This window comes from Nocardia brasiliensis IFM 10847, from assembly GCF_000710915.1.
In the GTDB taxonomy this organism is placed as follows: Bacteria; Actinomycetota; Actinomycetes; order Mycobacteriales; family Mycobacteriaceae; genus Nocardia; species Nocardia brasiliensis_A.
Map to the genome: position 1 here is coordinate 1 of NZ_BAUA01000195.1, position 18,945 is coordinate 18,945.

Annotated in this window: 21 protein-coding genes; 7 read left to right on the top strand and 14 right to left on the bottom strand. The window is 67.9% G+C overall.

The window, feature by feature from the left end; translation table 11 throughout:
* Positions 1–1,200: 1,200 nt before the first annotated feature.
* Positions 1,201–1,431, top strand: coding sequence for a heat shock protein HspQ (gene hspQ / locus NBRGI_RS38265; RefSeq protein WP_014983318.1), 231 nt, complete (start codon positions 1,201–1,203; stop codon positions 1,429–1,431).
* A gap of 217 nt (positions 1,432–1,648) precedes the next feature.
* Here hspQ and NBRGI_RS38270 read toward each other — a convergent pair whose 3' ends face one another.
* Positions 1,649–2,296, bottom strand: coding sequence for a TetR/AcrR family transcriptional regulator C-terminal domain-containing protein (locus NBRGI_RS38270; RefSeq protein WP_029902438.1), 648 nt, complete (start codon positions 2,294–2,296; stop codon positions 1,649–1,651).
* A 105-nt stretch (positions 2,297–2,401) separates the two neighbouring features.
* Here NBRGI_RS38270 and NBRGI_RS38275 point away from each other — a divergent pair, with 105 nt between their 5' ends.
* The 3 genes from NBRGI_RS38275 to NBRGI_RS38285 all read left to right on the top strand — a co-directional run bounded on the left by NBRGI_RS38275 (position 2,402) and on the right by NBRGI_RS38285 (position 3,562).
* Entirely contained in the window at positions 2,402–2,776 is a 375-nt protein-coding gene (locus NBRGI_RS38275) for a nitroreductase/quinone reductase family protein (protein WP_029902440.1), read from the top strand.
* A gap of 99 nt (positions 2,777–2,875) precedes the next feature.
* Positions 2,876–3,163: an ArsR/SmtB family transcription factor gene (locus NBRGI_RS38280; protein WP_029902442.1), complete on the top strand. Its 288-nt coding sequence runs from the start codon at positions 2,876–2,878 to the stop codon at positions 3,161–3,163.
* 3 nt (positions 3,164–3,166) lie between these two features.
* On the top strand, positions 3,167–3,562 hold the full coding sequence (locus NBRGI_RS38285) for a VOC family protein (RefSeq protein WP_029902444.1): 396 nt from the start codon (positions 3,167–3,169) through the stop codon (positions 3,560–3,562).
* A 6-nt stretch (positions 3,563–3,568) separates the two neighbouring features.
* Here NBRGI_RS38285 and crcB read toward each other — a convergent pair whose 3' ends face one another.
* The 3 genes from crcB to NBRGI_RS38300 all read right to left on the bottom strand — a co-directional run bounded on the left by crcB (position 3,569) and on the right by NBRGI_RS38300 (position 5,711).
* A complete protein-coding gene (crcB, locus tag NBRGI_RS38290) occupies positions 3,569–3,934 on the bottom strand; it encodes a fluoride efflux transporter CrcB (RefSeq protein ID WP_029902446.1) in 366 nt (121 codons plus the stop codon).
* Positions 3,931–4,455: a fluoride efflux transporter FluC gene (locus tag NBRGI_RS38295; protein ID WP_029902447.1), complete on the bottom strand. Its 525-nt coding sequence runs from the start codon at positions 4,453–4,455 to the stop codon at positions 3,931–3,933. The genes crcB and NBRGI_RS38295 overlap by 4 nt, the downstream gene beginning before the upstream one ends.
* 608 nt (positions 4,456–5,063) lie before the next feature.
* On the bottom strand, positions 5,064–5,711 hold the full coding sequence (locus tag NBRGI_RS38300; RefSeq protein ID WP_029902449.1) for a hypothetical protein: 648 nt from the start codon (positions 5,709–5,711) through the stop codon (positions 5,064–5,066).
* Between the two features lie 166 nt (positions 5,712–5,877).
* Between NBRGI_RS38300 and NBRGI_RS38305 the strand changes: the two genes are divergently transcribed.
* The 3 genes from NBRGI_RS38305 (at position 5,878) to NBRGI_RS38315 (ending at position 7,803) form a co-directional block, all read left to right on the top strand.
* Entirely contained in the window at positions 5,878–6,390 is a 513-nt protein-coding gene (locus NBRGI_RS38305; RefSeq protein WP_029902451.1) for a phenylacetaldoxime dehydratase family protein, read from the top strand.
* Positions 6,391–6,629: 239 nt separating this feature from the next.
* Positions 6,630–7,247 (top strand): arsenate reductase/protein-tyrosine-phosphatase family protein, encoded by a 618-nt coding sequence (locus NBRGI_RS38310; protein ID WP_029902453.1) that lies wholly within the window; start codon positions 6,630–6,632, stop codon positions 7,245–7,247.
* A gap of 175 nt (positions 7,248–7,422) precedes the next feature.
* Positions 7,423–7,803, top strand: a complete 381-nt coding sequence (locus NBRGI_RS38315) for a hypothetical protein (protein WP_235211251.1) — start codon at positions 7,423–7,425, stop codon at positions 7,801–7,803.
* Between the two features lie 61 nt (positions 7,804–7,864).
* Here NBRGI_RS38315 and NBRGI_RS38320 read toward each other — a convergent pair whose 3' ends face one another.
* The 10 genes from NBRGI_RS38320 to trpC all read right to left on the bottom strand — a co-directional run bounded on the left by NBRGI_RS38320 (position 7,865) and on the right by trpC (position 18,945).
* A complete protein-coding gene (locus NBRGI_RS38320; protein ID WP_029902456.1) occupies positions 7,865–8,785 on the bottom strand; it encodes an acyl-CoA thioesterase in 921 nt (306 codons plus the stop codon).
* Between the two features lie 3 nt (positions 8,786–8,788).
* Positions 8,789–10,207, bottom strand: coding sequence for a pyruvate kinase (pyk, locus tag NBRGI_RS38325; RefSeq protein WP_029902459.1), 1,419 nt, complete (start codon positions 10,205–10,207; stop codon positions 8,789–8,791).
* 223 nt (positions 10,208–10,430) lie between these two features.
* Positions 10,431–11,810: a hypothetical protein gene (locus NBRGI_RS38330; RefSeq protein WP_029902461.1), complete on the bottom strand. Its 1,380-nt coding sequence runs from the start codon at positions 11,808–11,810 to the stop codon at positions 10,431–10,433.
* Positions 11,811–11,935: 125 nt separating this feature from the next.
* The gene (locus tag NBRGI_RS48580) at positions 11,936–12,604 is read right to left on the bottom strand and encodes an amino acid ABC transporter permease (protein ID WP_029902463.1); all 669 of its coding nucleotides are present in this window, start codon (positions 12,602–12,604) and stop codon (positions 11,936–11,938) included.
* A 12-nt stretch (positions 12,605–12,616) separates the two neighbouring features.
* Positions 12,617–13,372: an amino acid ABC transporter substrate-binding protein gene (locus NBRGI_RS48585; RefSeq protein WP_172595780.1), complete on the bottom strand. Its 756-nt coding sequence runs from the start codon at positions 13,370–13,372 to the stop codon at positions 12,617–12,619.
* 196 nt (positions 13,373–13,568) lie between these two features.
* Positions 13,569–14,084, bottom strand: coding sequence for a TM2 domain-containing protein (locus tag NBRGI_RS38345; RefSeq protein WP_228833366.1), 516 nt, complete (start codon positions 14,082–14,084; stop codon positions 13,569–13,571).
* 408 nt (positions 14,085–14,492) lie between these two features.
* Positions 14,493–15,863 carry a prolipoprotein diacylglyceryl transferase gene (gene lgt, locus NBRGI_RS38350; RefSeq protein ID WP_029902468.1) on the bottom strand — a complete coding sequence of 457 codons (1,371 nt, stop codon included), beginning with the start codon at positions 15,861–15,863 and terminating at the stop codon, positions 14,493–14,495.
* A gap of 130 nt (positions 15,864–15,993) precedes the next feature.
* A complete protein-coding gene (gene trpA / locus NBRGI_RS38355) occupies positions 15,994–16,794 on the bottom strand; it encodes a tryptophan synthase subunit alpha (protein WP_014983300.1) in 801 nt (266 codons plus the stop codon).
* A gap of 73 nt (positions 16,795–16,867) precedes the next feature.
* Complete coding sequence (trpB, locus tag NBRGI_RS38360; RefSeq protein ID WP_029902471.1) at positions 16,868–18,130, bottom strand: tryptophan synthase subunit beta; 1,263 nt, start codon at positions 18,128–18,130, stop codon at positions 16,868–16,870.
* Complete coding sequence (trpC, locus tag NBRGI_RS38365) at positions 18,127–18,945, bottom strand: indole-3-glycerol phosphate synthase TrpC (protein WP_029902473.1); 819 nt, start codon at positions 18,943–18,945, stop codon at positions 18,127–18,129. The genes trpB and trpC overlap by 4 nt, the downstream gene beginning before the upstream one ends.

Below are 18,945 nucleotides of genomic sequence, written 5' to 3' on the forward strand. Positions count from 1 at the left end.
CCGGGGAAGTCTAGGTGACAGGGCGGATAGACAACCTATCCGCGAAGGGCAGTCCGCAGAGGGTCCGCAGCAGTCCCCCAACCAGCCCCATCCGACCAACGCCACCAACGATCAAAAAAGCAGGTCAGCGGGCGCTAGCTACGAGAGCCCACGCCCGCCCATTCCTGCAAACGTCGAGAGGGACAATCTCAAAAACCGTTGTCCGAAAGGACGTGTGGGTTCGAGTCCCACACTCGGCACTCGCTCTGGGCGACCCCTGTCCGCGGAAGGCGCGGGCCGGGGTCGCTCGTCATTTCACCCGGGGGTGCGACCCCCGTGCCCCGCTCGGCGGGGCTTCGCCCCCCGAACCCCCCTTGCCGTGGGCACGTTAGGTGGGGAAGTGCGGGCCAGGGTTCGCTCGTTATAACGCCGGGGTTCAACCCCCAGGACCCGCTCAGCGGGGCTTCGCCCCCGAACCCCCGTGGCCGTGGGCACGTTAGGTGGGAGGTGCGGGCCGGGGTTCGCTCGTTATAACGCCGGGTTCAACCCTCAGGACCCGCCCGGCAGGGCTTCGCCCTCGAACTCCCGTGGCCGTGGGCACGTTAGGTGGGAGGTGCGGGCCGGGGTTCGCTCGTTATAACGCCGGGTTCAACTCTCAGGACCCGCCCGGCAGGGCTTCGCCCCCCGAACGCTTTGCCGTGGGTGCGTGGGGTGGATGGGTTGCGGTTCGCTCGGTTCCCCGCGCACATTGCTGCCGTAGTTGAGCAGGGGGCAGGCGGGGCGTGGTTGCTCGTCATCACTCCGGGTGAGGTGCGGCTCGCAGCACTCTGTCCAGGGCGGACACGCTTGCGGGGACGCGGCCTGGATGCCGGCGCGGCCAGGCAACAGGTCTGGTCCTGTTCGGTGCGGGCTGGACCGGCGCGGTTGGACGGGCCACTCGCTGTGGTGGCGGCTCGGGTCGGCGGTGGACTCGGATCGGGGTGGTGGTCCTTATATAAGGGTGGCGCCTAGGGGGTCGTCGGGTGATCGTTGATCTTGGTGGGGTGGGGGCGTGTAGGGGGCTCGGTTACCGAGTGGGGGCGGGGCCGGCGGTTAGGCTGCATGCCTGCGGTGGGGGTCGGCCCTGCTTCCACGTGGACGCGTCGAGTGGGGTGGATTGGGCAATCTCGTTGGGGGCACACCGGATACAGTGGCGATTGCGGGAACGAAGGAGCGTGCAGCATGTCGGAAGCCAAGTTCGGTGTCGGTGATCGGGTTCGGCACGTCTCCCTCGGCAGGCACGGCATCGTCGTGGAGGTCGACCTCGAATACACGCCCGCGCACGACGACAACGGGCTCACCCTCAACCCGGACGTGCGCTCCAGCCCCTGGTACCTGGTGACAATCGATGACGAGCAGGGCGCACCGGTGGACACCTACCTCGCCGAAGGCCAGCTCACCTCCGACAGCTGACCTCGCCTGGGCGGCGATCCACCACGGAGTCGACACCAGCGCGTCGGATCCGGAGCCCACAGCAGTCCGATGACCTCACGCACTGCCGATCCAGGCCACGCCAGAGCGCGGCGGCGAGCTGGTCAAGTGATAGATCGGCGATCTGGATACGTGCGGGATCGAACGCAGGGCGCCCAGCCGGGGCGGCGTAGCGAGTGACGCAGGGCCGCCGAAAGGCCTACGCGCGCTTGGCTTCCAGGGCGTCGAGAATGAGGTCGAGGCCGTAGGTGAATTCGGCGGTGTGGTCGTAGCCGGGGCGCAGGGCGTGGTCGACGATCATCTCGCGCAGGTACGGCAGGTCATCGGGTAGGTGGTCGAGGATGCCGCCTGCGACGGTTTCGACATCACCGGGGGTCGCCGCGGGAAGATTCGCTTCCTGGAGGACGTAGCCGCCGATGTAGCTGTCGATCAGGGACACCGCGTGCGCGGCGGTCGGGAGGGTGAATCCGGCGTTGCGGAGCACGCCGAGGACGGCGTCGTGGTGGCGCAGCGTGGCGGGGCCGGGATTGCGCCGGGAGTCCAGGAGGCCGAGGGCCCAGCGGTGTTGCGACAGGACCTTACGGGCGGAGTATGCGCGCGTGCGGAGGGCGTCGCGCCAGTCCGGCTGCGCGGTGTCCGGCAGGTCGATCGCGGCGAACACGGTGTCGACGACGCCGTCGAGGATGGCGTCCTTGTTGGGCACGTGGTGGTAGAGCGACATCGCCTCGACGCCCAGCTCCTGCGCCACTCGGCGCATGGTGATCGCTTCCGCCCCACCGCGGTCGGCGACCTGGACCGCGGCCTCGAGGACGCGGTCTCTGCTGAGCGGTAGCGGCGGTCGGGACATGGCGGCTCCTCGAAAACAGATGGTTGACAGCCTTACGCGCGTAAGCCTACCTTACAAGTGTAAGCCAGTCTTACGCACGTAAGGCAGCAAGTGAAGGAGACTCCGATGCCGATGCCGAAATGGTGGGGACACGTGAACAAGCGGGTGTTCAATCCACGCGCCGTCGCGAGCGGGAAGTGGCCGGTGCTGACCCATGTCGGACGCACCTCGGGCGCGACCTACCGCACACCGCTGGACGCCCATCCGGTCGAGGGCGGCTACCTGTTCATCCTGGTCTACGGATCGGGTGCGGACTGGGTGCAGAACATCCTGAAAGCCGGTCACGCCGGGCTGCGCATCGACGGCCGGGACCTGCAACTCGGGGCTCCCCGCCTGATCGGCGAAGCCGAAGCGTTCCAAGCGCTTTCGAAGGAGGTGAGTCGCCCGCCGAAGCTGCTCCGCATCACCGAATTCCTCCGCATGGACCTGGTGACGAGCTGAGCGGCGACACATGCCATCCGGCTCGACCCGCGTACCGGTCGGCAGCACGTTTCGCCGATGGACGTGACATGCAAGCATTTACTTGCCTATAGTGAGGGCGTGAGCGAAGGTACCGACTCTGCCGAGGTGTTCAAGGCGCTGGCCGATCCCACGCGCCGAGTGATCCTCGACGAACTCGCCGAGCGCGACGGTCAGACGCTGTTCGAACTCTGCGGACGGCTGACGATGCGACACGGGATGTCGTCGAGCAGGCAGGCGATTTCCCAGCATCTGGAGGTGCTCGCGGTCGCCGGGCTGGTGACCGCGAGCCGGGAGGGCCGGTACAAGTTCCACTTTCTGAACCGAGAACCGCTGCGAAATCTCACCGATCGCTGGACGAAGGAGTAGGACATGCGCATCAACGTCACCAGTGTGTGGGTCGACGATCAGGCCAAAGCACTGCGCTTCTATACCGAGAAACTCGGCTTCGTGAAGAAGCAGGACGTGCCGGTCGGCGAGTACAGCTGGCTGACCGTCGTCTCCCCGCAGGCCCCTGACGGCGTCGAACTGCTGCTGGAACCCGATGCCCATCCGGCGGCGCGCCCGTTCAAGAACGCGCTGGTCGAGGACGGCATCCCGTTCACGTCCTTCGCCGTCGACGACATCCACGCCGAGTACGAGCGGCTGCGCGGGCTCGGCGTGCGGTTCACCCAGGCGCCGCTGGACCATGGCACCGTCACCACCGCCGTCCTCGACGACACCTGCGGCAACCTCATCCAGATCGCCGAGCACAAGCCCGGCGCCTGAGCCGGCTCAGCCCCAAATGGCCTGGGCGAGTGCCGATCCGAGGAAGATCGCGCCCAGCCCGGTGATGATGCTGCCGACGATGTTGGCGACGGCGTAGAAGCGGGCGTGATTGCGGGCCAGCTGGACCGACTCGAACGTAAAGGTCGAGTAGGTGGTCAGCGCACCGCAGAAGCCGGTGCCGACCAGCAGTTGCAGATGCGAATCGGTGCTCACCGTCGCGGTGAGAAAGCCGAGGATCAGACAGCCGACGGTGTTCACCGCGAGCGTGCCCCATGGGAACAGGCTGTCGTGCCGGCTCTGCACGAACCGGTCGGTGAGATAGCGCACCGGCGCCCCGACCATCGCGGCGCCGACGACGAGGGCCCAGTTCACTGCGGATCCTCCGGCTCGGTGACCTGGACCTCGAGCGCGACACGCCGTGCACCGACACCGACGAACCGCCTGGCGAGCCCGGCGGCGGTCCAGATCGCGATGAGGGCCGCCACCGGCGTGGCCACCAATACAGCCAAACCGACTGCCGGACTACCGTTTTGGATGAGGTGGTCGCTGTCTGCGGCGTAGGTGGAGAACGTGGTGTAGCCGCCGAGGATGCCGGTCCCGACGAAAGGGCGCAGCAGCGGGGGCGCGGTCCACGCCTCGGTGATCAGCACCATGAAGACCCCCATGGCCGCACACCCGGTGACGTTGACGACCATCGTGGTGACCGGGAACGCTCCTGGGGCGGTCGGCCAGATCAGAGTCGCGCCGTAGCGCAGGGCGGCGCCGAGCCCACCGCCGAGCGCGATGACCGCCAAGATCGGCGCCTGCGCACTCACTCTGGCGCGTAGCGTCGCGGGATCGAACAGATCGGGATCGATATCGGTCTGTGTGCAGCCGGTACCCGTTGTCGTCATGCCGAGGCTCCCACTCGTGTAGCGCCCGCCGCGGGCGCATGCCATCACAAGCAGGGACCGTTGTCGGCAACGTCGCCGCGGTTCGGGTACGGCGGGCCCCACCGCCGCGCGACACCCCTCGACGAGCGATGCCGCAGCTCGTCCATGATAGTTCGCGCCTGCACCCCGCCCGTTCGCCGGGGGTAGCAATCTCGTGGCCAACCTCGAAGCAGCCACGGCAGGGCTACGCCGCACGATGGCGAACAGTCGAGTCGACAACTGCCCGAACACCGCAGGGACCAGACGCAACTCCCGCCTATCGAAGCAGCGTGCTGATCAGACGGCAGCTACCACGCGTGGCAACAACCATCGAAGCGCGGGCAGATCGGCCGAACACCGGCATCGTCGTTGCGCCGCGCATGTTTTGTCGAGCTGCGCGCGATTTGTTCGGCTGTTTCGTGCGCGGGGCGCTGAGATGTGCGCGCGAGGCTGGGATGTGCGCAGGGCGCGCGGGCGTACGAACGAACCACCCGAACACCGCGCTACCGCCGGCGTTGTTCACTGGACCACAGGCGAAGCGCCCGAACACTCGCGCCGCCCGATGCGTCATTCGGGCGTTCTCGACCAGCTCAGGCGACGGCAGCTCGGGAGCGGGCGTAGGCGAGGACCTCGTCGGTGTGGGCCGACGGGGCGAGGGCGCGCAACTGGTCGAGTGCGTCGTCGAGTTCCGGGGTGGGTCCGCGCTCCGCGAGCAGGACGGTGATCGCCTCCCAGGTCGCGACCTGCCGGTCGGGCTGGGCCAGTAATTCGTCGAGGTAGCGGTCGGGCTCCAGGAGTTGGCGGGCGCGGCGGGCGTAGGCGTGCACGCGACGCGGTAGCTCGGCGCGGATGACCTCGACATCGCCGCTCTGCACCTGGCCCGGCTGGTCGGGTTCGGTCCGCAGCGACCACAACGCCGTCACGGATTCGGGCAGGCCGTCGGCGATCAGATCGGGACCGGTGGCCGCCTCGAGCGGACTGGGCGCGCGGCCCAGTTGCGCGGCGCGCCAATTGCCGAATTCCCACCATGCGATCGGCGTGACGCGCAGGCTCAAACCGAAGCGCAGCACCTGCTGCCCGTCGGTCCAGGACCGCAGCGCCCTGGTGCGGCCGACCACCGCCACACCGCCTTCTTCGACCCGTACCCAGCTGGGCTCGGAGCCCTCGAACCCGTACGGCTGCAAGAGCTTTCCGATATCGCGCAGCAGGCGGCGCAGTGCCGCGTCCGGTGTGGCCATCTCCGCAGATTAGCGGTGCGCACCGACAGGACCGCGCAACCGCCGACGCGCCACGCCGGGCCGCCAGGGCTTTCCGCGAGCACCGCGGCCCGATCTGAACTGATCGCTCATGCGTCTCGTATTCAACGCATAGGGTGATAGGAGGCCCGAGTCAGCGGAGGTTGCGATGCGGGTGCACAGGACGACGGTCGATCTGCGGGATTATCCGGATCTGGTGGTCATCTACCTGGGGATGCGGGTGCACAAGCCACGCGGCCTGCTGCGGCTGCTCGGGCTCGGCCCGAAACTGTATCGCTCGCACCAGGATCGGCCGGACGGGCTACTGCTGCACGAAGACGTGATCTGGTCGCTGTTCCCGCCGCACTGGGGCGCCCGCCAGTACTGGCGCGATCTGGACAGCCTGGAGCGCTGGACCCGGTCCGACCCGCACCGCGAGTGGTGGCACCGGTTTCTGCGCGACTCCGGCGGCGCGGGGTTCTGGCACGAGGCCTACTTCATGCGCGGCGGCATCGACGCGATGTACGACGATATGGCGCGGCCGACGGGGATGGCGCGGTTCGCGCCGGTGGTCGACTCGCGCGGCCGGATGTTCAGCACCCGCGGCCGGGTGTACGACGAGCCCGCCAAGGTCGCGCCCGTGGTGGACGAGAAGACGCTCTACGGCAACGAATTCGACTAACGACCACTCCGATCACGAGGCAATCACAACGATGTGTTTCGATACGCCATGGGTGGGGTAAGTGCAGGAGAACACAGTTGCACATGATCATCCGATGAATGCGGCGCACATCTCGATCCGAGACTTTGTGCGGCGCAGTTCGTGTACGGCGCTCGACCCGCAGATGAACACTCGTCCAGGTAGCCGAATTCGGAGGTTTTCGGACATCCACGGTGTATTCGAACGTTTACCGTATCCCTATGCACGTCCTGTTCGTCTGCAACGGCAATGTTTGCCGTTCGGTGATTGCCGAGCGCGTCACCCGCGCTCTCGCCGTCGAACACGCGCTGCCGAATTTGACCGCCGAGAGCGCGGGAACCCGTGCACTGGTGGGCTTTCCGGTCGAACCGCTGGCCGCACAGGCGATCGAGGGCCTGGGCGCCGACGCGAGCGAGTTCAAGGCACGCCGGCTGAAGCCGGAAATGGTGGACAACGCCGATCTGGTCCTCACGATGACCCAGCAGATCCGAGACCAGGTGAGCGAGATGGGCTTCGGGGTGGCCGCCCGCACCTTCACGCTGCTGGAGGCGCACCGCATCGCGCACGTGACGGGCGCGCGCTCGATCGCCGAACTGCACCGTGCGCGCAACGATCTCGCGCTGGTCGGCCGGGAGAACATCGCCGACCCGATCGGCCTGTCCGAGCAGGCCTACTGCGAGGTGGGCGACCGGATCGCCGAAGCACTGGTGCCGTTGATCCTCGCGTTGGCTCCGCACGAGCAGCCGCGCCCGGCCGGCCCCGAACTGTCCGGCCTGATCATCGAGCCGCGCCTGGAAACCGCGCCGCTGGCTTCTTTCCTCGCCGCACACCGCCGATAAGCGCGCAGACCGCGGCAATTGCGCAGTTCGACACAGCAATGCAGGGCTGCTATGTCCATTTCCGGGCGCGAGGGATTACACTCCCGCGGACAACAACTTCCGCCGTTGCTGGTTCGACACACGACAGGAATCAGACATGCCGAAACGCATTTCGGATGTTTCGCTCCATGTGTATGTGACATCGGAAACCCTCGAACGCGTCGTCGAGACCGTCCGCGCGGTGGTCGACGAGCATCTCCAGGATCGGGAGGTGTTCGCGTGGCGCTTCACCCTGCCGGTGGACACCGACGACCCGGTCCACGAGGCCCTCGAAACCCAGTGGCGTGCGGCGCATCCCGAGCAGGACCCGGGCGACCGCGGCGCCTACGAGATCGCGCTCAGCCTGGTCGGCGCCCGCGCCGAACTCACCGACGCCGCGATGGCGCGACTGGAACAGCAACTGCGGCAAGGGATCTCCGGCGTCGCACACAGCGAGCCCGGCGGCGGCATTCCGTTCACGATCCGCGCCATGGAACGCGCCGATGTCGATCTCGACACCGAGCGCGAGCGAATCTGACTGCTATCAGGCAACTCCCGCTGTGCCCGGCGTTTTCGGGTCGCCGGGCACAACGATGGGTTCAGCCCGCGGTGGTGGTCGAGCGCGCCGGGAAGTGCCGGATCAGGCCCTCCTGCACGGTAGTGGCGAGCAACTCGCCGCTGCGGGAGAAGAATCGGCCGGTGGCCAGGCCGCGCGAACCCGACGCCACCGGGGATTCAGTGGCGTAGAGCGCCCACTCGTCGAACCGGAACGGCCGGTGGAACCAGATCGAATGATTCACCGTCGCGGCGACGATCCGGTCCAGGCCCCAGGAAAGACCGTGCGTGGTGATGATCGAATCCAGCACGGTGGTGTCCGAGGAATAGCCCAGCGCCGCCACGTGCAGCAGCGGATCGTCTGGCAACTGCCCGTCCGTGCGCATCCACACCCGGTTGTGATTGAGCCGCTCCCCCGTGCCCTTCAGGATCCAGGCCGGGTCGTTGGTATAGCGCATATCGATCGGATGCGGCGCCTTGATGAACATCTCCAGCTTGTCTTCCAAGCCTTGGAAGCTCTCCTCCACCCGGGGCAGCGTCTCCGGGTCGGGTACCTCCGGCAGCGGGTGTCCGTGCTCGAGCCCCTTGTTCCAGTCCTGGAACGCCGCCAGCATCACGAAGAGCTCTTGGTCGTCCTGGTAGGCGGTGACGGTGCGGTTGGCGAACGCGCGGCCGTCCCGGTGCCGGTCCACCCGGTACTCGATCGGCTTCTTCGTGTCGCCACCGCGCACGAAATGCGCGTTGATCGCGTGCACGGGCCGGTCGCCGACCGTGCGGCCGGCCGCGATGATCGCCTGCGCGACCAGCTGACCGCCGAACGTGCGGCTCCACACCTTCTCCGGGTGCTGACCGACGAACACGTCCTCGTCCATCTGCTCCAGATCGAGCAGACCGAGCAAAACGTCGAGATCAGACCGTCCGGCCGCCGACGCGTCGACGACCGTTCCACCGAGAGACCCGCTCATAGACTAGTGATCCTCCTCGCCGATGCGATGTACGTGGATCAGGTTAGTGGAACCGACAGTACCGGGCGGGGAGCCCGCAACGATTACCACCAGATCACCTTTTTGGTATCGCTCCATTGAGAGAAGTGCTACATCGACCTGGTGGATCATAGCGTCGGTGCTGTCCACCGTCGGCACGATGAACGTTTCCGTACCCCAGGTCAGCGCGAGCTGACTGCGCACTTCCGGCAGCGGCGTGAACGCCAGCAGCGGCAGCGGGGTGTGCAGCCGGGCCAGGCGGCGCACGGTGTCGCCGGACTGGGTGAAGGCCACCAGCGCCTTGGCGTTGAGCCGTTCGCCGATGTCGCGAGCCGCGTAGGAGATGACACCGCGCTTGGTGCGCGGCACGTGGGTCAACGGGGGCACCCGGGTCGACTCGGTCTCCACCGCGTGCACGATGCGCGCCATGGTGCGCACCGTCTCGATCGGGTAGGCGCCGACCGAGGTCTCGCCGGAGAGCATCACCGCGTCGGCGCCGTCGAGCACCGCATTGGCCACGTCGGAGGCCTCGGCCCGGGTGGGGCGCGAGTTCTCGATCATCGACTCCAGCATCTGGGTGGCCACGATCACCGGCTTCGCGTTCTCGCGGGCCATCTGGATGGCCCGCTTCTGCACGATCGGCACCTGCTCCAGCGGGAGCTCGACGCCGAGGTCACCGCGGGCGACCATGACCGCGTCGAACGCGAGCACGATCGCTTCCAGGTTGTCGATGGCTTCGGGCTTCTCCAGCTTGCCGATCACCGGCACCCGGCGGCCGACCCGGTCCATCACGTCGTGCACCAGCTCGACGTCGGACGGGGACCGCACGAACGACAGCGCGATGAAGTCGACCCCGAGCTTCAGCGCGAATTCCAGGTCCTCGATGTCCTTCTCGGACAGCGCGGGCACCGAGACGTCCATGCCGGGCAGCGAAACGCCCTTGTTGTTCGAGACGGGGCCGCCTTCGGTCACCCGGCAGACCACGTCGTTGCCGACGACCTCGATCACGGTGAGGCCGACCTTGCCGTCGTCGACGAGCAGGCGGTCACCGGGCTTGGCGTCCTTGGCGAGTTCCTTGTAGGTGGTGGAGACCCTGTCGTGCGTGCCGTCGATGTCGTCGACGGTGATCCTGACCTCTTCGCCCGTCGCCCAGACGGTCTTGCCCTCGATGAAGCGGCCCAGCCTGATCTTCGGCCCCTGCAGGTCGGCCAGAATGCCGACCGCTCTGCCGAGGTGATCGGAAGCCTGCCGCACCTTCTTGTAGTTTTCGGCGTGATCCGCGTGTTCGCCGTGACTGAAATTCAGCCGAGCCACGTCCATGCCGCTCTCGACGAGTTCGCGGATACGGTCCTCGGTGGCAGTAGCCGGGCCGAGCGTGCACACAATCTTCGTCCGTCGCATCACGGGTAGAGCCTAGTCCCGCCGGGTGGCCATAGCCCGCTGTGCCCCAGGTGAAAGCTGGGTGAAAAAAACGATCGCGACTTGGTGAAACCTACAACTGTTACGAATGGCGCAACACCGCAGGCCAGCGGTACGTATTTGGAACGACGCCGGAAAATGTTACTCGCTGGTAGAAATTCGCGAGGCGGAACCGGGTGAAATCGAGGCGTTCGCGAACGCTCCCGCGTCACCGTTCGAGAGCGATCTCGCGGTAGCTGAAGCCGAGTTCCGGGACCCTGCCGGTGCGGGTGTAGTGCACCAGGAGCACGTCCACTTCGGCGGGGGCGAAGACCTCGTTCGGGTAGACGTACTCCACGTGATCGTCGAAGTAGACCGGGACGTCGGCGGTCGGCAATGGGGAGATCTGAGGGACGCTGTCCATTGCGGCCCCGTCCACCAGCGCCCGGTCCTCCACCATCCGGTCCTGCACAGGCAGGTCCACCGCCGCCCGGTCCTGTATGACTTTGTCCTCCGCGGCCCGGTCCACCATGAACAGGTCCGCCCTGGCGGCGGCTGCCGGGTGCTGGTCCACCACGCCGAGTTCGGGTGCGTGCAGCGGGATGACCGGCGCCAGCAGCTCGTCGGGCGGCGCGGGCGTGTTGTCCGTCGACGGCTCGGGGACAGGGTGCGGCGCGGCCGCATCCGAAGACACGATCGTGGCGGACGCGACCTCGGTCGAGATCGTGGCCCATTCGGTCGTAGGGAGGTCGATCAGATCCACCGTCACCGCCAGTTCGGCCAGCTGGTTCTGTAACTCCCCCATCCACTCGCCGCACTGCCGGAGCGACTCGCGCACGGTTTCGACGGGCGAGGTGGCATGCCGGCCGATCGCGAACTGCCGATACTCCGCACCGTCCCACAGCCGCCACTCGACCAGGTAGCGACCGCCCGACCCGGCGACTTGCAGAAACTCGGGACTCCCAGCGACCTCCTCGTCATCGAGGTCCGCCCAGGCCCGGCCCGGTGGGAGCGCGGCCAGGACCAGCACCGCGGATTCGTCGCCGAGTTCGGGATCCTCCTCGGCTTCGGGCAGCAGCGCCGCGAATTCACCCTCGGCGACCGTCGCGAGCACCGGCCGATAGCACCCGTAGTCAACGGTCAGGACATGGCTCTGCACACCGAATTCGGTCCGTCCTTCGGCGGAATCGAGTTCGCGCAGTGTGTATTCCGCGTCCGGGACGGTCCCGGCGCGGTAGTAGCCGAGGAACAACGCACCCGCTTGCTCGACGTCGAATATCTCGTCGGCCCCGGCGGTGACCGCCCGGCCGAGATCAAATCGCACTGTGCGCGAAGAGGAATCGGCCGCGCCGCGCCGCGCGACCCGATATCGGCGCGGCCGGCCGTCGACCGTCCGCCGCATCTCGACGACGACTTCGTTCATCGGTCCGACCGCGAGCAGGCAGTCGTCACACGCGACGGGCCGATCCGCTTCCACCGGCGGCCGCGCCGCCCACCGGAGCCGCAGAAACCACTGCCCGCGCCACGCCCGGTAGATCAGGAAGCCGCGAAAGTAATGCTCGTCCAGCGCAACCCGGCCGGCACTGCCACCGGCAGCTCGTCGTCCCACGGCACCCGATAACGATGCGGCGCACTGGCTTCGAGCGCATACCAGCCGTCCACCGCCGCCTCCTTCCGATCCCGGCCAAACTAGCTTTCGGCACGCGGGCAGCCAAGCCGGGAAAGGAAGGGGGCTCAGGTGGCGACGTGCCGGGCCAGCCGGGTCTCCAGGCGGGTCTGGCCGAAACCGAGGATCAGGCAGATCACCCAGTAGTAGACCGCAGCCACACCGTAGAGGGCGAAAAAGTCGAACGTCGGGGCCGCGGCCAGCTGCGCGACTCGTAGTAGCTCGGTGACCAGGATCGTCGAGGCCAGCGAGGTGTCCTTGACCAGCGAGATCAAGGTGTTCGACAGCGGCGGCACCGCGATCCGCGACGCCTGCGGCAGGATGACCAACCGCATCATCTGCGGATAGCGCAGGCCGAGCGCGAGCGAGGCCTCCCACTGGCCTCTCGCCACGCTGAGGATCGCCGCGCGGACGATCTCGGCCGCGTAACCACCGACGTTGAGACTGAACGCGATCACCGCCGCGGGGAACGGATCGATCACGATGTCGAACTGCGGCAGCGCGTAGAACACGATGAACAGCTGCACCAGCAGCGGCGTACCCCGAATGATCGAGATGTAGAACCGGGCGGCCGCCGAGAGCGGCCACACCGGTGACATCCGGGCCAGCGCCACGAACAACGCGATCGCCAAACCGATGACGAAGCTGATCGCGGTGAGTGGAATCGTCTTGTTGACCGTGGCCTGCAGCATCGGCCACAGGTTGTGCCAGATCAGTTCCCGAGTGGCGGCATCCATGAACGGCGTCGGCTACTTGCTGACGTCGGTGCCGAAGTACTTGTCCGAGATCTTGGCCAGCGTGCCGTCGGCGCGCAGCTCGGTGAGCGCCTTGTCGACATCGGTGATCAGCCCGTCACCCTTGCGGGCGGCGAACGCCTGCTGGCTGGTCTCGCCCGTCTTACCCGCGATCTTCACGCCGTTGTCACCGGTCTTCTTGGTGTACTCGGCGACGGCGAGGGAGTCGTTGACGGTGGCGTCGACCCGGCCGTTCTTCAGCAGCTGGATGGCCTGCACGAAACCCTCCACCGCTTCGACCTTCGCGCCCGCGCCCGCCGCGACCTTGCCCCAGTTACTGGTCGCCGATTGAGCGCAGGTCTTGTCCTTCAGGTCGGCCAGCGTGGTGATGCCGTTGTTGTCCGATCGGGTGACGATAACGCCGTCGGAGGTGGTGTACGGGCTCGACAGCGCGTACTTGTTCTTGCGCTCGTCGTTGATCGTGACCTGATTGGCCACGAGGTCGAACCGCTTGGACTCGAGGCCCGCGAAGATGGCGTCCCACGGCGTCTGCACGAATTCGACCTTCTTGCCGAGCTTCTCGCCGACCGCCTGGATCACCTCCACGTCGTAGCCGGTGATCTTGCCGTCCGCGCCCTGGAAGCTGAACGGCGAGTACGTGCCTTCGGTGCCGACCTTCAACACATTCGGATCGCTGCTGCTGCCACAGGCGGTGAGCCCGGTGGCGGCGACGATGGCGAGCATGGCGGCGGCGAACAGCTTGCGACGCACGGGTTCCCTCTCTTCGGTGTATGGAGCTCCACACACAACACGCAAATCCGGCCAAGGCTACGCCGGTATTTCTGCGAAGAACCCTATATCGATCATGGTGAACCAAAGGGTTGTACGGTCCAACCGGGTCTGCGCGTCGAGAAGTCGGACAGAAAAGGCGGGCACCCGCAAGTGCCCGCCTTCTCGATCGGATGGCTCAGTCGCGCAGCGGGCGACCGTCGCTGTCGGGCACCTTGCCGACCAGCATCAGGATGCCGTCGACGAGCGGCCAGATGCCGCCGACACCACAGGTCAGCCAGGTGACCGCGATCTGGGCGATGGCAATGCCGGTATAGCCCGTGTAGAAACGGCCGACGCCGAACGCGCCGAGGAAGATCTGCAACAGCCCGGCGATCAGCTTCTGCTTTTCGGAGAACGGCACACCGAACTGGTCGCGGCCGAACGGGGCCTCCGGATCGTTCGGGTTGTAGCCCTGCGGCTGGCCGTAGGCGGCGGGCGGGTAGCCGCCCGGCTGCTGGCCGTACGGGTTGGGCTGACCGTACTGCGGCTGGGCGTACGGGTCAGCGGGCTGCGCATAGGCATCGGCGGGCTGACCGTACTGCGGCTGGCCTGCGGTGTCCTGCGGCTTGTTCAGGTCCGGACCCGTACCGGGCGGGCCGTACTGCGGGCCGCCTGCACCGGGGTTCTGCTGGTAGGGGTCGGTCACTGACATGTCCTCCTCAGTCGTCCGGGGCGCGCCCTCATCCGGCCCCCGGCATGGATCCAGCCGCCGAGCGGGAAGCTGCTCGCGACGATCACGAGACATTCTGGCCGGGCCGACGTATTTTGTCGCCCCCTTACCGTTCGGGGCATTCACCCGAATTATCGCCAGTGCCTCGGTTCCGTTATCCGCCACGGAGAATTCGGAGCAAACGGTGGGCGGTGCCGATCACGACCACGGCGGCATGTCGCGCAGGACTTGCCGGGATCTGCCGACGACGTCGGGTACACCCCGACAGAAGCTGTGCCGCCCCACTCACAGCGGCACCGCGCCGCGCAGAACTTGCCAGGACCCGTCGACTGGCGGCGGATGCACTCCGACGTGAGCGGTGCCGCCGCACGCACAGCGGCACCGCGACGGTCAGGATTTGCCGGTTTCCGTGGCGTCGTCGGAGGTGCCCTTCGACAAGGAGGTGTCGGCGGACGCGGCTTCGGCGGAGTCGTCCGAAGCACCCTCGGCGGTGGCCTTGCCGGTGGACGCCGAGGCGGCGTCGGTGGCGGTCGCCCCGCTCGTCTCGGCCGCGGCGTCCGCAGCGGTTGTCTGCTCGGCAGCCTTGCCGGTGGACGCCGGCGCGGTGGCGGTCGACTCGCTCGTCTCAGCCGCGGCGTCCGCGGTGCTCGCCCCGTCTGCCTTGCCGGTGGGTGTCGAAGCGGCCTCGGTCGCACCCGACTCGGCCTCGGCGGCGTCGCCAGCCGCATCGTCGCCCGCGGCAACCTCATCCGGCTCACCCGCGGCGGCTTCGTCCGCGGACTCGGTGGACGCGTCCGCCGTCGTCTCGTCGGCCGAATCCTTGCTCAGCGCAACGGCACCCGCACCGGACGCCGCCGCCGCGCGCAACGCGCCGAGCTGCCACGGCCACGGCCGCTGCCCTGTCGCGGGTTGCAACTGCTCGGCGGTCTCCCGGCCCTTGGTCGCGAACACGAAATAGGCGATGGCGGCGAGGAATACGAGCGCGGAGGTGAACGAGTTGATGCGGATGCCCGCGATCTTGGTGGCCTCGTCGTCGCGCATCAGCTCGACGAAGAAGCGGCCGAAGCTGTAACCCGCGACGTAGAGCGCGAAGAGCCGGCCGTGCCCGATCCGGTAGCGCTTGTCCAGCTGCACGAGCAGCACGACGATCAGCACGTTCCAGAGCAGTTCGTACAGGAAGGTCGGATGCACGACCTTGTCGACGACGCCGTTGGAGACGCCGTTCATCGCGTCCGGCTTCAGGTTGTCGTCGTAGCGGAAGTAGATCTCCAGGCCCCACGGCAATTCGGTGGTGCGGCCGTACAACTCCTGGTTGAAGTAGTTGCCGAGCCGGCCGATCGCCTGGGCCAGCAGGATCGGCGGCGCGATCGCGTCACCCAAGGCGGGCAACGGGATTCGATACACCCGGCAGCCGATCCAGGCGCCGACGCCGCCGAGCAGCACCGCGCCCCAGATGCCGAGGCCGCCGTTCCAGATCTGCAGCGCGGCTTTGGGGTCGCCGTCGGCGCCGAAGTACTTCTGCCAGTCGGTGGCGACGTGATACAACCGGCCGCCGACCAGACCGAACGGTACCGCGAACATCGCGACGTCCAGGATGGTGCCGGGCTGCCCGCCGCGGGCGCGCCACCGTCGCTCGCCCCACCAGATGGCGACGATGATGCCGAGGATGATGCACAGCGCGTAGGCCCGCAGCGGGAAGGGACCGATGTGCCACACGCCCTGCGGGGGGCTGGGAATGTACGCCAGGACTCGTAAGGTCACGGGGCCACCGTAGCGGAGATCGCGCAGCGCGCTGGAACCACCGCACCGTGGCGGCCTACTGGGGAGCCGTCACGTCCGCGACGACGAGCACCGAGGAGCCCGCAGAACTCGGCTGCGGACCCCCTCGGGACTACGATGCGACAGTCGCCGAACGCACGCCCTCGGCCAGCTCGGCGGTCAGCGCGCGCACCGCGTCCAGGCTCTCGCCCGCGGCACTCACCAGGGCCGAGCCGACGATGACTCCGTCTGCGTAGGAAGCGATTTCGGCCGCCTGCGCACCCGAGCGCACGCCGAGACCGACGCCGATCGGGATATCGGAGTGTGCCCGGATCCGCGCGCACAGCGCGGGCGCCGCCGAGGAGACCACGTCACGCGCACCGGTGACACCCATGGTCGACGCCGCGTAGACGAACCCGCGTGACGCCTCCAAGGTCTTCACCAGGCGCTCCTCGGTGGAGGACGGCGCGACCAGGAAGATGCGATCCAGGTTGTGTGTGGACGAGGCGACGAACCAGTCGTCGGCTTCGTCGGGAATCAGGTTGGGCGTGATGATTCCGGCGCCGCCCGCGGCGGCGAGATCGCGCGCGAAACGGTCGACGCCGTACTTCAGCACCGGATTCCAGTAGCTCATGACGACCGCCTGGCCACCGGCCCCGGTGATCGCCTCGACGACGGAGAACACGTCGCGCACCCGCACCCCGCCGCGCAGCGCCTGATCGGCGGCGGCCTGGATGGTCGGGCCGTCCATCACCGGGTCGGAGTAGGCGACGCCGACTTCGACGATGTCGCAACCGGATTCGACCATGGTGCGGCAGACCTCGATGGAACCGGCCAGATCGGGGTAGCCCGCGGGCAGGTAGCCGATGAGCGCCGCTCGACCCTCACCACGGGCCGCGGCAAACGTATTGGCAAGCCGAGACTGTTGGCTCACGACTGCGCCTCGCTGGCGCTCGGCTCCGTCGACGCCATGGACGCTGTGCCCATGATTCGCTCACTTCGTTCGCTCATGACTGCGTAGCCCCTTCATCCAACAGCCCGAACCAGCGCGCCGCGGTGTCCATGTCTTTGTCACCGCGCCCGGAGAGGTTGACCAGGATGATCGAGCCGGGGCCGAGTTCCTTGCCCAGCTGCAGGGCGCCCGCGACCGCGTGCGCGGACTCGATCGCCGGGATGATGCCCTCGGTGCGGCTGAGCAGCAGCAGCGCGTCCATCGCCTCGGTGTCGGTGACCGGGCGGTATTCGGCGCGGCCGATGTCCTTGAGGTAGGCGTGCTCGGGGCCGACGCCCGGGTAGTCCAGACCTGCCGAGATGGAGTGCGACTCGATGGTCTGGCCGTCCTCGTCCTGCAGCAGGTAGGAGTACGCGCCCTGGAACGCACCCGGCGTACCGCCGGTGAACGTGGCTGCGTGCCTTCCGGTTTCGACGCCGTCACCGGCCGCCTCGTAACCGATCAGCCGGACCTCGGCGTCGTCGATGAAGGCGTGGAAGATGCCGATGGCGTTGGAGCCGCCGCCGACGCAGGCGACGACCGCGTCGGGCAGCTGCCCGGTCGACTCCTGCACCTGCACACGGGCCTCGAGGCCGATGACGCGCTGGAAGTCGCGCACCAGCATCGGGAACGGGTGCGGGCCCGCGGCCGTGCCGAAGCAGTAGTAGGTGTCGTCGGCGTTGCTGACCCAGTCGCGCAGCGCCTCGTTGATGGCGTCCTTGAGCGTCTGCGAACCGGTGGTCACCGAGATCACCTCGGCGCCGAGCAGACGCATGCGCGCCACGTTCAGCGCCTGCCGCGCGGTGTCGACGGCGCCCATGTAGATCACGCAGTCCAGGCCGAGCAGCGCGCACGCGGTGGCGGTGGCGACGCCGTGCTGACCGGCGCCGGTCTCCGCGATCACGCGCGTCTTGCCCATCCGCTTGGCGAGCAGCGCCTGACCGAGCACGTTGTTGATCTTGTGTGAACCGGTGTGGTTCAGGTCTTCGCGCTTGAGCAGGATGCGGGCGCCGCCCGCGTGCTCGGCGAGCCGGGTGCACTCGAACACCGGCGACGGCCGCCCGGTGTAGTCCCGCTGCAACCGATCGAGTTCGTTCAGGAAGTCCGGGTCCAGCCGGGACTTCTCATAGGTCGCGGTGACCTCTTCGATGACCGCCATCAGCGCCTCGGGCACATGCCGACCGCCGTAGACGCCGAAGTGGCCGCCGGTGTCGGGCTCGTGCGCGCTGCGGTGCGCGACGCCTTCGCTGGCCGCGGGTAGACCGCTCACCGTCGTCACCGGCCCCGCCGCGCGGGCTTCGGGCAGGACGGGTGGGTACCGGCGGTCACCAGCTCGGACACCGCCGCACGCGGATCGCCACTGGTCACCAGGCCCTCGCCGACGAGCACCGCGTCGGCGCCCGCGCCGGCGTAGGCCAGCAGGTCGGCGGTGCCGCGGATGCCGGACTCGGCGATCCGGATGACCTCGGTGGGCAGACCGGGCGCGATCCGCGCGAACACGTCGCGGTCGACCTCGAGCGTCTTCAGGTTGCGCGCGTTCACCCCGATCACCGACGCGCCCGCCTCCAGCGCGCGGTCGGCCTCTTCCTCGGTGTGCACCTCGACGAGCGCGGTCATGCCGAGCGATTCGGTGCGGTCGATCAGCGAGGACAGCACGTCCTGCTCCAGCGCCGCGACGATCAGCAGGATCACGTCGGCGCCGTGCGCCCTGGCCTCGTGGATCTGGTACGGGCCGACGACGAAGTCCTTGCGCAGGATCGGGATGCTCACCGTGGCGCGGACCGCGTCGAGGTCGTCGAGCGAACCGTGGAAGCGGCGACCCTCCGTGAGCACGCTGATGATCCGCGCGCCGCCGTCCTCGTACGCCTTGGCCAGGCTGGCCGGGTCCGGGATGTCGGCCAGTTCGCCTTTGGAGGGGCTGGCCCGCTTCACCTCGGCGACGACGCCGATACCGTCTTCGAGGAGCGCCGCGCGCGCGTCGAGCGGGCTCGACGCCTTCGCTGCGGCCGCCTTGATCGCCTGAAAATCGAGGAGGGCTTCCCGAGCGGCCACATCCGCGCGGACCCCGTCGAGAATCGAGTCGAGTACCGTCAT